This is a genomic window from Actinomadura nitritigenes, assembly GCF_017573545.1.
GTDB classification, from domain to species: Bacteria; Actinomycetota; Actinomycetes; order Streptosporangiales; family Streptosporangiaceae; genus Spirillospora; species Spirillospora nitritigenes.
This window is the reverse complement of sequence record NZ_JAGEOK010000048.1, coordinates 1-15691: the sequence shown is the minus strand read 5'-3', so window position 1 is coordinate 15691 and position 15691 is coordinate 1. Positions and strand designations below refer to the sequence as shown.

General features: G+C 72.0%; 13 protein-coding genes. 10 read left to right on the top strand and 3 right to left on the bottom strand.

Features of this window, described 5'->3' with window-relative positions:
* Position 1 precedes the first annotated feature (1 nt).
* The 5 genes from J4557_RS44215 to J4557_RS44195 all read left to right on the top strand — a co-directional run bounded on the left by J4557_RS44215 (position 2) and on the right by J4557_RS44195 (position 6718).
* Complete coding sequence (locus J4557_RS44215; protein WP_208273078.1) at positions 2-403, top strand: Zn-ribbon domain-containing OB-fold protein; 402 nt, start codon at positions 2-4, stop codon at positions 401-403.
* A 48-nt stretch (positions 404-451) separates the two neighbouring features.
* A complete protein-coding gene (locus J4557_RS44210) occupies positions 452-1600 on the top strand; it encodes an NAD(P)H-dependent flavin oxidoreductase (RefSeq protein WP_208273069.1) in 1149 nt (382 codons plus the stop codon).
* 1019 nt (positions 1601-2619) lie between these two features.
* Positions 2620-3894 carry an HNH endonuclease signature motif containing protein gene (locus J4557_RS44205; RefSeq protein WP_208273067.1) on the top strand — a complete coding sequence of 425 codons (1275 nt, stop codon included), beginning with the start codon at positions 2620-2622 and terminating at the stop codon, positions 3892-3894.
* A 1290-nt stretch (positions 3895-5184) separates the two neighbouring features.
* A complete protein-coding gene (locus tag J4557_RS44200; protein ID WP_208273065.1) occupies positions 5185-5802 on the top strand; it encodes a TetR/AcrR family transcriptional regulator in 618 nt (205 codons plus the stop codon).
* Positions 5803-5812: 10 nt separating this feature from the next.
* The gene (locus tag J4557_RS44195) at positions 5813-6718 is read left to right on the top strand and encodes an SDR family oxidoreductase (RefSeq protein ID WP_208273064.1); all 906 of its coding nucleotides are present in this window, start codon (positions 5813-5815) and stop codon (positions 6716-6718) included.
* Here the strand turns inward: J4557_RS44195 and J4557_RS44190 are convergent.
* A complete protein-coding gene (locus J4557_RS44190) occupies positions 6715-7683 on the bottom strand; it encodes a CapA family protein (RefSeq protein ID WP_208273062.1) in 969 nt (322 codons plus the stop codon). The genes J4557_RS44195 and J4557_RS44190 overlap by 4 nt on opposite strands.
* A gap of 284 nt (positions 7684-7967) precedes the next feature.
* Here J4557_RS44190 and J4557_RS44185 point away from each other — a divergent pair, with 284 nt between their 5' ends.
* Together J4557_RS44185 and J4557_RS44180 are read left to right on the top strand one after the other, a co-directional pair.
* A complete protein-coding gene (locus tag J4557_RS44185) occupies positions 7968-8336 on the top strand; it encodes a BlaI/MecI/CopY family transcriptional regulator (protein WP_279576416.1) in 369 nt (122 codons plus the stop codon).
* Positions 8333-9217 (top strand): M56 family metallopeptidase, encoded by an 885-nt coding sequence (locus J4557_RS44180; protein WP_208273058.1) that lies wholly within the window; start codon positions 8333-8335, stop codon positions 9215-9217. Before J4557_RS44185 ends, J4557_RS44180 begins: the two co-directional genes overlap by 4 nt.
* Before the next feature lie 351 nt (positions 9218-9568).
* Here the strand turns inward: J4557_RS44180 and J4557_RS44175 are convergent, their stop codons facing one another.
* Both J4557_RS44175 and J4557_RS44170 read right to left on the bottom strand, forming a co-directional pair.
* Positions 9569-10705 (bottom strand): MFS transporter, encoded by a 1137-nt coding sequence (locus J4557_RS44175; protein WP_208273056.1) that lies wholly within the window; start codon positions 10703-10705, stop codon positions 9569-9571.
* Between the two features lie 47 nt (positions 10706-10752).
* Complete coding sequence (locus tag J4557_RS44170) at positions 10753-11319, bottom strand: Chromate resistance protein ChrB (protein ID WP_208273054.1); 567 nt, start codon at positions 11317-11319, stop codon at positions 10753-10755.
* A gap of 187 nt (positions 11320-11506) precedes the next feature.
* On the opposite strand from J4557_RS44170, the gene J4557_RS44165 reads away from it, so the two are divergent.
* The 3 genes from J4557_RS44165 (at position 11507) to J4557_RS44155 (ending at position 15214) form a co-directional block, all read left to right on the top strand.
* Complete coding sequence (locus tag J4557_RS44165) at positions 11507-12706, top strand: NAD(P)/FAD-dependent oxidoreductase (protein ID WP_208273052.1); 1200 nt, start codon at positions 11507-11509, stop codon at positions 12704-12706.
* Between the two features lie 306 nt (positions 12707-13012).
* The gene (locus J4557_RS44160; protein WP_208273050.1) at positions 13013-13513 is read left to right on the top strand and encodes a hypothetical protein; all 501 of its coding nucleotides are present in this window, start codon (positions 13013-13015) and stop codon (positions 13511-13513) included.
* A gap of 132 nt (positions 13514-13645) precedes the next feature.
* Positions 13646-15214, top strand: coding sequence for a multicopper oxidase family protein (locus J4557_RS44155; RefSeq protein WP_208273048.1), 1569 nt, complete (start codon positions 13646-13648; stop codon positions 15212-15214).
* Positions 15215-15691 lie beyond the last annotated feature (477 nt).

The window sequence follows — 15691 nt, the reverse complement described above, 5'->3', positions numbered from 1 at the left end:
GATGGAGATCGGCGTTCTGCGGCGCGACGGGCGCACCGACCCGTTCTTCGACGGCACCGCCGCCGGCAGGCTCGTCATCAGGCGCTGCGAGGCGTGCGACCGCTGGTACGCGCCGGACGCCTCCGGCTGCCCCGAGTGCGGCGAGGAGGACCTGGCCTGGGCCGACGCGAGCGGCGCGGCGACCCTGGTGACCTGGACCGTCACCCACGGCCGGCCCGCCGAGGACGGCACCGTCCCGCCGCCCGCCTACCTCGCGCTCGTCGAGCTGGCCGAGGGCCCGTGGATGTACGCCCGGCTGGACGGCGTCGACGCGGGCGGCCTGCGCGAGGGGCTGCCGCTGCGCGCGGAGTTCGAGCACCCGGACGAGGGCGAGTCGTACGTGCTGTTCCGCCCCGCCGGCTGACCGCCGAACCCTGGACCGAATGGCGTTCGGTCCATTAGCGTCAGGGGTATGAACACCGAGGTCTGCGCCACGTTCGGGATCGAGTTCCCGCTGTTCGCCTTCAGCCACTGCCGCGACGTCGTCGCCGCCGTCACCAACGCCGGCGGCTTCGGCGTCCTCGGCGCCGTCGCCTACACCCCCGACCGGCTGGAAGAGGAGCTGCGCTGGATCGACGACCACGTCGGCGGCCGCCCCTACGGCGTCGACGTGCTCGTCCCCGGCAAGATCGACGAGTCCGCCGAGCGCGCCGGACGCGGCGAGGGCGGCCTCGACACCATGCTCGCCGCGATCCCGCAGGAGCACTGGGACTTCCTCATCGGCCTGTTCGCCAAGTACGACGTCCCGCTGCCCGACTTCGAGAAGGCCAAGCACTCCAACGCGCGCGGCGGGACGTCGGTCACCAAGGAGGGCGCCACCGAGCTGATCGACGTGTCCCTCGCCCACCCCATCCGGCTCATCGCCAGCGCCCTCGGCACCCCGCCGCCGATCATGGTGGAGAAGGCCAAGGCCGCCGGGATCCCCGTCGCCGCGCTCGTCGGGACCGCCGAGCACGCCCGCCGCCAGGTCGCCGCCGGCGTCGACCTCGTCATCGCGCAGGGCGGCGAGGCCGGCGGGCACACCGGCGAGATCTCCACGATGGTGCTCGTCCCCGAGGTCGTCGACACCGTCGCGCCGGTGCCCGTCCTCGCCGCCGGCGGCATCGCCACCGGCCGCCAGATGGCCGCCGCGCTCGCCCTCGGCGCGTCCGGCGTCTGGTGCGGCTCCGTCTGGCTCACCACCGAGGAGGCCGAGACGGCGCCCGCCGTCAAGGAGAAGATGCTCGCCGCCACGTCCCGCGACACCATCCGGTCGCGGTCCCGCACCGGCAAGCCCGCCCGCCAGCTCCGGTCCGCCTGGACCGACGAGTGGGAGGGCCCCGAAAGCCCCGGGCCGCTCGGGATGCCGCTGCAGATGATCGTCGCCGAGGGCGCCATGCGGCAGATCACGAAGGTGGCCGAGTCCGGCAACCCGGGCGCCCGCGCGCTCGCCAACTACTTCGTCGGCCAGTGCGTCGGCCTGATGAACACCGTCAAGCCCGCCCGCCAGGTCGTCTACGACATGGTCGAGGAGTTCGCCGGCGCCGTCGACCGCCTCAACGCCATCACCTCCGCCGACTGACCGGGCCCCGCTCTTCGCGGCGGCCCCGGCGGTTCGATCCGGACCCCGCGGCGGCGGAGCCCCCTCCGCCGCCGCGTCCGCACGACCTCGAACCGGCCGCACGCCGCCTCCGTCACCGGCGCCCCTCCGCCGCGGGCATTGAGGTGCCGCCGGGAACCGGCCACCCGGCCGTGGGAGCCCGTCCTTCCCGTCCCAGCGGCGGTGCTCACTGGTGAACGCCGATCAGGCCCCGCAGAAGCTCCGGCGCGAACCGATCTCCGCCTTGCAGTACTGATGCAGGTCGATGCTCACCGCCCGCACCAGGCAGCACGCCTCGGCCAACTCCGCGTCGGCACCGGCCGCAACGGAGAAACGCCGGACACGCCTAACACGCCACCGGACGTTCCCGGCCTGCCCGTGCCAGCAAGAGCGCACCCACCTCGTCATCGGCTTCGAAGAGGGGTGGCGATCGGGACGTCACCGCTCAGTGGCGCACTGGTTATTCGTACCTCCATTGTTCACCAAGGCAAGAGATCAGGAGGTGCGCGCATGGCCGAGCAAGCGCTATTCCGCCTTGCCTTCACGACAACCTAGCATCGCTCCGACCAGTCGGGGTGTGAAATCGAGTGGATCGCAAGATCGACGTTATAGGGTTTAGCATCAGATTCGGCGCATCCTTTTGTGTGAAAGCATCCGAGGGTGCCGACTTCGGGCGATCTTCGAAAAGGGTGTTCGGGTGGTGGGGTGGCGCTTGCGTACGGGGCCGCCCCTCCAAAGTCAAGGGCGCCTTCGGCGTCGCTTCGCGATGGACTTCGTCCACCCTTGACTTTGGAGCCTCTGCGGCCCCTGAGGCAGCGTTAGGGGCAGGCTCCGCCTGCCCCGCCCCGGGTCGCGCCACCCCACCACCCCCTTCCGTCAGGGACCAAGCCCCCTTCCAGGAAGGCGCACCAAAGGGCCCGCCGCCTTTCCCGCCGAAAAATACCGGACGGAATGTGCCGTGAACGGCCATGAATGTCGGTCACAGCGGGTACTATTTACGTATGCAATCAGTGACGGTCGAGCTTGAGGCCGCGTCCACCATGGAACTGGTGAACGCGCTCTCAACCATCGCCACTGAACTCGCCTCGCGAGAAGCCCCCGAATCGGCAGCCGCGTGCCTGGAACTCACTGAAACTCTTGCGGCAGCGTCCGATATGCAGGAAAGTGCGCTCGCTGGTTTCATTGGCCTAGTCGACGCGACCAAGGAGCAGGCCCGGTGGGGATATCCCTCCACCCAAGCATGGCTGCGGTCCCGGCTCGGCATGCGCGACAACCGCGCCAAGGAGCGCCTCACCCTTGCCCGGCAGCGGCGTCGCCTCCCGCAGGTGGCCGAGCAGCTCGCCTCCGGAAACCTGTCCTACGGTTACGCCGTCACGGTCGCCGACTCGGTCTCCCGCCTGGACGACACCGACTGCGCCGAAGCAGAGGCGACCCTGCTCGGTTTCGTCGACCAGGGCTTCTCGGCCGGGAAGGTCGCCGCGTTCGGGCGCCGTATCCGTGACCTCATCGCCGAACGCGACGACAGCGAAGACGCGCCGGATGAGGACACCAAACGCGGTTACGACAAGTCCTGGCTCACCACCACCCGATCTCTGGACGGCGGCCGGTACGTCAAAGGGTGGCTGAACCCCGAGGACGCCGCGATCTGGGACGGCACCCTGGCTCCGCTGGCCAAGCCGGCCGGGCCTGATGACCACCGTGACCTCCCCGAACGCACCGCAGCGGCACTGTCGAGCGTGCTGTCGGGTGGTCACAAGGCTTCCAAGGTCACCGTGATCTGCGACCTGGAGACCCTGACCGGAGGCAACGCCCCGGCACGCCTCACCGACGGCACTCCCATCCCCGCCGCCCAAGCCCGCCGCATCGCCCTGGCCGCCGGAGTCTCACCCCTGCTCCTCGGGCGGGGGAACACCCCGCTCTACCTGGGATATCGGGAACGGTTCGCCTCCGCGGCACAGCGGCAAGTGTTGGAAACGCTCTACCCCTCGTGTGCGGTACGCGGATGCGAAGTCCCCGGGACACTGTGCGAAGTGGACCACGTCCACGGATGGGCACTCGGGCGGTCACCGACCGACATCGATCAGCTCGCACTCGCCTGCGGATGGCACAACCGGTTCAAACACGCCAACCCCGACCAGATCCAGATCACCAAGGGTCACGACGGGCGATACCTCTACCGGCTACTCCCACCAGCCGACGCGCGAGACAAGAGGGGGGTCGGGCCACCGGGCAGCATCGGCCCACCCGACAACCCCGCCCTCGACTGGGCCGCATAACCGCACCCCACCCGCCACACCGCACCCGGCTATGCCCTGCGCCGATCCGCCGCCCGCATCCACCCGATGACGGGCAGCCCCGGCACGCCCACACCACAGACAACGGGCGACCCCACATACCGGGCCGCGCACGCCCCACCGGACAGCCCCTCAACGGACACCACCCCAACCCACCGGGCCAGCAGCACCGACCCACCCCACACCACCCTGGACCGGGACGCACAACCACCCCGCCCCCCACAACGCCACACCCGGCGACGCCCAGCCACGCCCGCCATGCCCGGCGCCGGTCCATTCGCACCCGCCCGCAGGACGGGCGAGCTGGCCTCCCCGCATGACATCGCGATACCGCTGCAATGGCCGAGACCGCCTGCCGAACGCAGCGCGTCACCCCTCCAGGCCGTAATGCAAGAGCCGTCGCCAACACCGGATCACGGGCGGCTCATATCTGCGGGCCTGGCGAGGGCCGGGAGCGAACTGCCGGGAGGGGGCTAGGTCCCTGACGGAAGGGGGTGGTGGGGTGGCGCGACCCGGGGCGGGGCAGGCGGAGCCTGCCCCTAACGCTGCCTCAGGGGCCGCAGAGGCTCCAAAGTCAAGGGTGGACGAAGTCCATCGCGAAGCGACGCCGAAGGCGCCCTTGACTTTGGAGGGGCGGCCCCGTACGCCAGCGCCACCCCACCACCCGAACACACATCCCCCGTATCGCGAGAACACCCCTCACCGTTCAGCCGCATACCTCGCTGTTCAGCCGCACACCTCGCTGTTCACCACACCGCCGCCGTTCAGCCGCACCGCCCCCCGTTCGGCCGCACCACCGCCCCTCAGCCCTATGGCCTCCTGAACGCCCCTGCACCACTCCCTCACCCCCGAGTTCTCCTCGCTCGACGCCACCAAGCCGGGCACGCACCTCCGGCCCGCCAAACGCCGCGCTCCCGACCAGACCGCTCTGTCCTCGCCCTTACATCACTCCACCCACCACGCGGAACGCTCCCCGCATGCGTGAGCGTTTACGAGCTCTCCTCTACGGACGTACGGACGCTCCCACTGAGCGCCCCCAGCCAGCCCTTCGCGACCACGGCGCCCTTCGCCCCACACCCAGCCCCACTCCCCCAGCTCGCTCCTCCAACTCCACCACCTAACCCCTTGCCCCCGAGGACATGGACCTCCACCAAACCCCAGGTCAGACCACGAGGTCATGGCCCTGCACAGACACGTGCGACAAGAGCAACTCGCACAACACCCAGGCGACCTGGTTTAATAAATGCACAGTCATTTATTAATGGAGGTGCGATGGCGGGGCGGCCGCGGGGTGTGGACGACGCGGTGATCCTGCGGGCGGCGGTCGAGGTGATCGGGCGGGTCGGCCCGGCGAAGCTGACGCTCGCGGCGGTGGCCGACGAGGTGGGCCTCGTGCCGGGCACGCTCGTCCAGCGGTTCGGATCCAAGCGCGGGCTGCTGCTGGCGCTGGCCGAGCAGGCGGCGCGGGACGCGGAGACGCTGCACGAGCGCGTGCGGGCCGGGCAGAGCGAACAGCAGGACGGGCAGGCGGGGCGGGAGTCGCCGCTGGCCGTGTTGCGGGCGTTCGTGCGGCGGTCGTGGTCGCCGATGTCCACGCCGGAGCAGTACGCCAACCATCTGGCGTTCCTGTGCATGGACCTGACGGATCCGGAGTTCCACACGCACGCGCTCGCCGTCCACGAGGCGAACGGGCGGGTCATCGCGATGCTGCTCGGTGAGGCGGTGGCGGACGGCCTGCTGCGGAAGGAAACGGACACCGAGGCGCTCGCCGGGTCGCTCCAGGCCGTCATCGCGGGGGCCGGGCTCTGCTGGGCCCTGGACCGGCGGGGAACGCTGGCCGAGCGGCTCGAACGCGAGCTGGACGGCGCTCTGGCACCGCATCTGGGATGAAGGAGAAGCCATGGAGGATCGTCCGCTGGCAGGCAAGATCGCGCTGGTCGCCGGAGGCACGCGGGGCGGCGGTCGAGGCATCGCCGTGCAGCTCGGCGCCGCCGGCGCGACGGTGTACGTCTCCGGCCGCAGCAGCGCGTCCGGCGGGTCCGGTCTCGGGAGGCGGGAGACCATCGAGGAGACCGCCGGCATGGTCACCGAGGCGGGCGGGGAGGGCGTGCCCGTCCGCACCGACCACGGCGACCCGGAACAGGTCCGCGCGCTGGTCGAGCGGATCGCGGCGGAGCGGGACGGCCGGCTCGACGTGCTGGTCGACTCGGTGTGGGGCGGCGACCCGCTGACCGACTGGGAGCGTCCGCTGTGGGAGCAGGACCTCGGTACGGGCCTGCGGCTGCTGCGGCAGGCCGTGGAGACCCACGTGATCACCAGCCGGTTCGCGCTCCCGCTGATGGTGGCGCGCGGCCGGGGCCTGGTGGTGGAGGTGACGGACGGGAACACCGCGCGCTACCGGGGCTCGTTCTTCTACGACCTGGCGAAGTCCGCGGTGATCCGGCTAGCGTTCGCGCAGGCCGCCGAGCTGCGCCCGCACGGGGTCGCGGCGGTGGCGGTCACGCCCGGTTTCCTGCGGTCGGAGGCCGTCCTGGACCATTTCGGCGTCACGGAGGACGACTGGCGGGACGCCGCGGCGAAGGACCCGCACTTCGCGTACTCCGAGAGCCCCGCCTATCTGGGGCGGGCCGTCGCGGCGCTGGCCGCCGACCCGAACATCATGGACAAGTCAGGCCGCGCGCTGGCCACCTGGGGGCTGTACGAGGAGTACGGCTTCACCGACGCCGACGGCACCCGGCCGGACTGGGCCGCCCACTGGGCCGAGGCGCTGGCGGACGAGCACGGGCCGCTCGGCGATCCGCTCTAGGACGGCGCGGTGACGACGAGCCGGTCGTTCTCGACGGTGACGGCGGTGCCGAACTCGGCGCAGGCGGCGGTGAACCGCTCGAAGATCCAGGCGCGGTCGGCGGGGCCGGCGAGGCGGGTGCGGGCGAAGTCCAGGCGCAGCGGGACGGCCTCGGCGCGGGACGGCCCGTCCGGCCCGAAAGTGACGAGGAACAGCAGGCCCAGGTCGTTGCGCAGCAGGTCGTCCACCACGTAGTCGTCGATGAAGTCGCCCATGTCGAACAGGACCGGCCAGGCGACGCCGTGGAAGACGTGCGCCGAGCTTCCCGCGACGAGCGACGCGCCCGCGTCCACCAGGTCCTCCGCGGCCCGGCGGACGTAGCGGAGCGGTTCGCCGGTCATGTTGGGCCCCCAGTGCGGCATGACCAGCACGGCGTCGTTCTCCCGGGCGAGCGCGCCGATCTCGTCGCGGAGCCAGGCGGGGACGCCGCGCTCCAGATCGGCGAGCGCGACTCCCGGGTGGCCGGGCCCGGCGGCGAAGTCGTCGGGGTGGTCGGTGAAGCCGGTGACGGCGATGCGGAGACCGCCGGCTTCCAGGATCACCGGGGCGCGCGCCTCGCGGACGCCCGGTCCCGCGCCGACGCTGCGCACCCCCGCGGCTTCGAGGTGCGCGAGGGTGTCGGCCAGGGCGTCCGGGCCGAAGTCGAGTGCGTGGTTGTTGGCGAGGGTCACGCAGTCGACGCCGAGGTCGAGGAGCGCCTCGACGGCGTCCGGGGGCGCGCGGAAGTGGAACGGCTTGCCCGGCGCGTCCCACGGGCGTCCGCGGGCTGACACGCAGCATTCGAGGTTCACCAGGGCGAGATCGGCTTCGTGGAAGACCTCCCGCACGTCCCGGGAGAAGAGGCCGTGCGGGCCTGACACGGCGACCTCCTCCGCCACGCCGCGTCCGAGCATCGTGTCTCCTGCGAGGGCCACTGTGACGGTCATCGGCTCCACCCCCCTCGACCGTGGTCCTACCCCTCGCGGGAGAACCAAGCCGGCGACGTCGATCTTGGACGTGTGGGCGCGAAGGCCGTTGATCGAAACTCGTCGGTGATCTGGGCGGCGGGGAAGGAATGCGCGGCGGCGCGGGCCCGGGGATCGTGCCGGCACCGCCCCTCCGCAGTTGATGACACGCCGCGAATACCGCGCCCCGCATAACAGGTCGAGCCCTCGTCACGCTGGGAAGCGGGCGTCCGGCGGTATCGTTCGGTACGACAGGTGCGTAGTAGATGGAAACGGAGCCGGCGGCAGTGCTCGGAAGCCTCGAGTCCCAGGTCATGGACGTCTTCTGGACGACGCGGAAGCCGTTGACGGTGCGCGAGACGCTCGAGTTGCTCAATACGGACCGGACGCCGCCGCTGGCCTACACGACGGTGCTCACGGTCATGAGCCGCCTGGCCGAAAAGGGCGCCCTCATCCGAACGGCCCAGGGACGCGGCCACACCTACGCCCCGGCTGCGGAGGACGAAGCGGCGCTGGCCGTCCAGGGAGTCCTCCGGACCTACGGTGACGCGGCCGTCAGCCACTTCCTCGACCAGGCGGCCACCGATCCGGCGCTCCGGGAACGCCTCCGGGCTCTGATGAAGAAGGACTCGTGACGCGCCGCACGGCCGACACCGGCAACCGCGCGTTCTGGACCCTGGTCGGAGCGTCGGCCGCTCTCCGCGCGGTCCTCTTCTATGGAATCTGCTGCATCTCCATGGTCGTCCTACCGGCGGTGCGGGACGGCGGCGTCGCGACGTTCTGGACGTCACGCCCCGAACTGCTGCCCACCATGCTGCTCGTCCTTCTGACCGGCATCGGGACGCTGCGAGAAGCCTGGTCGCTGGGACGGTCGCTGTGGCACACCTCGCGCTTCGCCCGCACGGCTCGACTCCACCGCATCGCGGTGCCCGCCGAGCTGGCGGCCCTCTCCGATCGGCTCGGCATCGGCGGACACGTTCGCGTGATCGCCGGGTCTCGTCCGTTCGCGCTCACGTACGGCCTCAGACGGCCGCGCATCCTGGTCAGCACCGGGCTGCTCGACGCCCTGAACGGCGACGAGCTGTCCGCCGTCCTGGTGCACGAGCGCGCGCACCTGCGCAACCGGGATCCGCTGAAGAACCTGCTCGCCCGCATGATCCCCGCCCGGCATTTCTACCTGCCGGGGCTGGCTCGCCTGACGCGGCGCTACATGGTCGGACGCGAGCTGGCCGCCGACAGGAGCGCGATCGCCCGCCATGGCATCGCCGCCCTCGCCGGCTCGCTGCTCAAGGTGTCCGAGGGGCCGGCATGGACACGGTCCATTCCCATGGCGGCCATGGCGGGCGACGCACTGCTCGCGGCGCGCATCGCTCAGCTCGAGACCGGCGGCGAGCCTCCACTCCCCCGTGCCGGGCGACTTTCCATCGCGGGCACGGCTCTCGCCCTGACCATCTTCATGGCCACGTGTGGGTGGTCGGCCGTGGTCATCGCGACCTCGATGCGGGGCTGCACGTAGCCCCCCTCACCCGCAGGACCGGGAGCGCCGAAGCGGTCGGCACAGCCGCGCTGGTCACCACGACCGGCCTTACGGCCGATGGCCCGGCCACCGCATTGCGACGGACCGCGCTGGGCATGCGGCGGCGCGGCCAGCGGGCTCGAACGGGGATCCGCCGGCGGCCATCGGCTCGCGCCGCGCGACCGTCCTGCTCTGGGCGCGCGGTACCGGCCACGGGCCCGCCACGGACTGCTCCTCGCCCGCTCACCGGACCACCGACATCGCCGTGGGCAGCTGCGTTGTGACGTGCGTGCACCCACGACCGCAGCGGGCCCTCAGCAAGGTGTGCGTTCCGCCGACTGCGGCCTTCGATCACGGTGTGGCGGTCCGGCGGCGGCTGAGCGCGCCGATCGCACCGGCCGCCAGGAGGGTGCCGAGGGCCAGGTAGCCGTAAGGCAGACCGGCCAGGGTGGCGACGGCCGCGACCAGGAGCGGGCCGCCCGCGTCGCCCAGCTCGCGGCCCAGCTCGGCCGCGCCCATCGTCTGGCCGATGCGTTCATCGGGGGTGGCGGCGACCAGGGCGGCGAAGCCGAGCGGGGTGATCAGCCCGGTTCCGGCGCCGATCAGTGCGGCACCGCACAGCAGCCCGACCAGGCCGGGAACCATGGCGCAGATGAGTCCCACCGCGGCGACCAGCAGTCCCGCGGTGATGCCGCTGCGGGCGCCGAGGCGCCCGGTGTCCAGGGCGCGCCCGGCCCGCGGCTGGACCAGGGCCGCACACGCCGCCAGCACCGACACCGCGGCGCCGGTGGCGACGGTGCCCAGCCCGGCGTGCCGGCCGGAGACGGGCAGAAATCCCACACCGGCCGACAACGCGGCGGTCGCCGCGGCCAGTGCCGCGGTCGGTGCCAGGAACCTCGGGTCGGCGAGGCGCCGAGCCAGATCGAGCACCGTCTGGCGCGCCCGGGGCAGCGGCGGCACGGCCGGGACGGCCAGCGCCGCCCAGACGGCGACGCCCGCGCCCACCACCGCCAGCACCGCGAACAGCAACCACAAGCCCCCGGCCCACACCAGCACTCCGCCCAGCAGCGGCCCCAGCGTGTAGCCGATCGACTTGTAGAAGCCGTAGGAACCGAAGGCCCGGCCGTGCTTGGCCGCCGGATTGAGCCGGGCGACCAGTGCGGAGGCGGCCGGGGAGAAGGCCGACGCGGCGGCCCCCTGCCCCAGGCGAGCCGCCCACAACCACCCCGGGCTGTTCGCGACGGCGTAGACGGTCGAAGCGCTCGCGAACGCCACCAGCCCACCCACCAGCACCGGACGGGCGCCCACGCGGTCGGCCAGAGCGCCGAACAGCGGTTTGAGCAGCACCTCCGCGCCGTCGTACAGGGCCAGCAGCCCGCCCAGCACCATCAGCGAGGTGACCGCATCCGCTGAGCGGCCACCGAGACTCGCTGCGATCCCGTGCGCGCCGAAGGCGGTGGTGAACCCGGCGGCATAAAGGGGCCACATAGCGCGCCGCGGTGCGCCGCCTCCCGCTGCCACCGGGGACGGCGCGGTCAACCGCACTCCTCTGGGCTCTGATGCAGCGCGGCGAAGACCCGCTCGGCGTAGTCTTCGCAGGCCGCGGCGCACTGCTTGAGGCGCTCGGCGGCCTGGGGCGCCTGCGGCGAGCCGAAGACGTCCCGTGCGGTCAGGTCACGGTGCCAGCGGCGCAGCCGCTCCAGGCTCTGCTCTTCCTCCTCCAACTCCGCCAGGGTGAACTCGGCGGTGCGGATCTCCTTGGCGAGTTCGGCTTGGTACTTGTCGCAGTCGTCGAGGAACTCCGTCCAGTCGGCGGTCCGGGCGGCGGCGAACAGCTCCTTCAGCCGCAGAGCGTCGGCGTCGGTGCGTCCGCTGGCGGCCAGCGTCACGACCTCGCCGCCGGCCTCGCCCGCCAGCCGCGACGCCCGCGCGAGACCGTCGGCGAACACCGGCACATCGGGGACCGCCCAGGTCCCCTGCCCCAGCGACAGCGCTCCGATCCGGCGCAGTTCCCGCCACACGGCCACCCGGTGCCGCGATGGTCCGGCAGGCAGCCGCACCAGCAACACCACCCATGGCTCAAGGAGCGGTTCAGCAGGCACATCGGCGAATGTAGCACTCGTTACATATGACCTTGGCACGGTCACGGCGCCGCCGGCTCCCCATGATCGCGGCCGGCGGTCGCCCGTTCCGGCATGGGACGGCCGCGTTCACGCGCCTCCCCGTTGCATGTCCGCCCGGCCGTCCGATATACCCTAGGGGGGTAGGGTAGAAACGAAAGGACGCACCATGAGCGATCTCGAGCGCATCGTCGTTGTCGGCGCTTCACTGGCGGGTCTGCGCGCGGCCCAGGCCATCCGGGACGAGGGCTTCACCGGCGACCTCAGCCTCGTCGGGGCCGAGCCGCACCTCCCGTACAACCGGCCTCCGCTGTCCAAGAACGTGCTCACCGGCGACGACGACGTCACCCTTCCCGGCGATGACCGGCTGGGGGCGACCTGGGTCGGAGGGCGGCGGGCCGTCCGGCTCGCCACCACAGAACGAACGGTCGTCCTCGACGACGGGCGGGAACTCCCCTACGACGGCCTGGTGATCGCCACGGGCGCTCGTCCTCGCCGCCTGCCGGAAGATCAGATGGCGCTGGCGGGCGTACATGTCCTGCGCACCATCGACGACGCCAAGGCCCTCCGGAGCGCGCTCCGGGAAGAGCCCGGCCAGGTCGTGGTGGTCGGAGGCGGCTTCATCGGGGGCGAGGTCGCCTCGACCGTGCGCGCCTTGGGGAAGGACGTGACGCTCATCGACAGCCGCGAACTCCCCATGGACGGCGTCGTCGGCGAGACCGTGGCGGGCTGGCTGGCCGCACACCACCGGCGCAACGGCGTCGAATTGATCAGCGGCCTGCGGGTGACGGCTCTGGAGCCCAAGGCCACGGACGCGACCCGCGTCGGCGCCGTGCGGCTGAGCGACGGGCGGTCGATCCCGGCCGATCTGGTCGTCGCCGCCCTGGGAGTCGAACCCGACACCGACTGGCTGGACGGGAGCGGGCTCGAACTCGACGGCGGCGTTCGCACCGACGCGCGGCTGTTCGCCCTCGGCGAGTCCCGCATCGTCGCGGCCGGCGACGTCGTCCGCTGGCCCCATGGGCTGTTCGAGGACGAACTCGTCAGGATTGAGCACTGGGCGAACGCCAACGAACAGGGGACCCTGGCCGGGCGCAACCTGCTGCGCGGCCCCGCCGACGCGGAGCCCTACGCGGCGGTCCCGGGGCTCGGTACGCGGGTGCACGGCGTCCGCGTCCAATGGGCGGGATTCCCGCGGCTGGCCGATCAGAGCATGATCGTGGCGGGATCGGTCGAGGACTCGAAGTTCGCGGTCGCGTTCGCGCGGAGGGGGACGCTGGTGGGCGCCGCGACCGTCGCCTTCCCGAGGGAGCTGAACCGCCTGCGCGCCGCGATCGCCTCTGCAGAGGCGGTGCCCGTCAGCGCCTGAGAGTCCACGCCCGGTCCGGGCCGGCCGGGTGGCGCCCGCGACCCGCTGCAGACGACGACCGGCGGTCGTGCCGGCCGGGATGTGCGCCGCCTCGGCCGAGGCCGCGCTGGCGAGGCGTTGCGCGCCGACGACGAGGCGCGCGCGAGGGCGCGGATCGCCGGGGCGCAGGCAACGCCGACCATGGCGAGGGACCACCGCGGCAGGCACGGCGCCCCGGCCGGCGTCGAGCGCCGCCCCCGGGAGCGCCGAGCGGCCCACCAGCAGTCGGCCGAAGACAGCGCCCACCATCTACTATCTTGCTTAGCAATGCACGGGTTCGAGCGCGCTGTGACCTTTCGTACGGCCCTGGGCGGCCGAGCGGGAGGCACTCGGCATGCGCTCGTCCGGGCGCTCCTGATCAGCGCGATGATGGTCGGGATCGTCGCGATGCACACGTTCGGCCATATGGTCGGCCATGCCAGCGACGAGACGAGCACGGCCGCGCCCCGGGCGATGTCCAGTGAACACGCTCACCAGCCGGTCCCGATGGCCGATCACGCGCTCGCGCAGTCCGTGCGCAGCAGCGCCGAGCCCGCCGACGGCTGGGCCAGCGCTTCGGGGACCGCGATGTGCTCGGACCCGTTCGATGTATGCCTTGCCGTCCTGATCGCCGCGGGTCTCATCATGGCCTTGCGCAAGCTCGGTCGGACGATCGATCCGGCTCGGCTTGGCAGCGGTGGTCCGACGCGGCCGTCCACGGGTCCCCATCTGCGCGGGCCCCCGGGCTTCGGGCTTCCCATCGTTCGTCTGTCCGTCCTGCGGATCTAGAGCGGGCCCGACCGGGTGCAGTCGATCCCCCGCGGGGCCGTCGACCTTTGACTTACGCCCTCGCCGTGTTCCCTTGTGCCCGGTTCATGCCAGCCCTTTCATCCGCATGACCGATGGCGAGGTCCTTTCACCATGAACCCGATCGATCGACGTTCCGTCCTGCGCGCCGGCCTCCTGGTCGCCGGTGGCGCCGCCTTGGCGGCCTGCGGCGGCGAGAACCGCAAGCCCTCCTTCATCGCCCCCGACGGAGAGCAGGTCCGCAAGCTCGAAGCGGCCCGACGGGGAGCCGGAGGCGCCGTCCGGGACTTCCAGCTGACCCCCGCCGAAGGGACGATCGACCTCGGCGGGCGCACCGTCCGCACCTGGACGTACGGACAGCGGCTGCCCGGAGCCGAGATCCGCGTGAAGGCGGGCGAGGTCGTCCGCGCCCGGGTGGCGAACGCGCTGCCGACCGGTACGACCGTGCACTGGCACGGGGTCGCCCTGCACAACGGCGCCGACGGCGTCCCGGGCGTGACCCAGTCCCAGATCAAGCCCGGGGCCGAGTACGTCTACGAGTTCGCGGCGCCTGACCCGGGCACCTACTGGCTCCACCCGCACGTGGGCACCCAGCTCGACCGCGGGCTGTACGCGCCGCTGATCGTCGAGGATCCCAAGGAGCCGCTCTCCTACGACGCCGAATGGGTGGTCGTGCTGGACGACTGGCTGGACGGCGTGACCGGAACCCCCGACCAGGTCCTCGCCGAGCTGAGCAAGGGCATGGGCGGCATGGGGTCGGGGGGCGGCGGAGACCACTCGTCCATGCCGGGCATGGACATGCCGGGCATGGACATGGGGAGCGCGAGCCCGTCCCCCGGCTCGTCCGGCACGGGCGGCCACATGCTGATGGGCGCCCAGAGCACGCTTCTCGGCGGCGACGCCGGCGACGTCCGCTACCCGTACTTCCTGGTCAACGGTCGGCTGCCCGGAGACCCGGAGACGTTCCGCGCCAGGCCGGGCGACCGCGTGCGCATCAGGTTCGTCAACGCCGGAGGCGACACCGCGTTCCGCGTGGCGCTCGGCGGACACCGCATGACCGTGACCCACACCGACGGATTCCCCGTCCAGCCTGTCGAGACGGACGCGCTCCTCATCGGGATGGGCGAACGCTACGACGTCCTCGTGACGGTCACGTCGGGAGCGTTCCCGCTGGCAGCCCTGGCAGAGGGCAAGAACGCCGCCGCCCGGGCCGTGCTCCGGACGGACGCCTCCGCGGGCGGCCCGGCGCCGGACGTCCGTCCCCGGGAACTGAACGGAAAGATCGTCGGGTACGGCGAACTGCGCCCGTCCGACTCCGCGCGGCTCGAGCAGCGGCGCACCGACCGGACGCTCCGACTCGAACTGACCGGCGGGATGATGAAGTACGACTGGGCCATCAACGGTCGCGCGTACGACCCGGAGAAGCCGTATCCGGTGCGGCGAGGCGAGCGGGTCCGGCTGGCGTTCGTGAACCGGACGGCGATGTGGCACCCCATGCACCTGCACGGCCACACCTTCGCCATGGCACCGACCGGGGTGCGCAAGGACACCGCGATCGTCCCGCCGAACACGTCCTTGTACGTGGACTTCGACGCCGACAACCCAGGGCGGTGGATGGTCCACTGCCACAACGTCTACCACGGTGAGTCGGGAATGATGGCGCTGCTGGGCTACCAGGTCTGACGGAGATCCTCCCGGCGGGTCGGCCGCGCGTACGAGTACGAGACCGTCGCGTCTCGCGAGGGATACACGGCCGAGCTGATGCGCGAGGCGACCGGCGACCGGCGACCGGCGATAACCAGGCCGCCGCCCTCGTGCACTTCCTCTCCGATCCGTCGCCGGAGGAGAAGAAGGCCCTTCAGACGGCGCTCAAGGTCGTGCAACCGCAAGACACCGACTGACCGCGGCTCGCGGTCAGTCGGTGGCGCGCACGTTCCCGGGCGGTCCGCCGTTCCCGCGCCGCCCGCATCGAAGTGCCGCGGGTCCGCCGTCTTCTCGCCCCGGATCGGCCGGCAAGGGCATGCGGTCAGGCGTTGTCGCCGGAGGCCCGCCGGCGCAGGACGTCCAGCAGGTGCCGGGCGTCCTCGGGCGGGACGCTCTCGGCGAACCTCGCCAGGATCGCCCCATGGTCCGGGGCATCGGTGAGCACATCGAGCATCA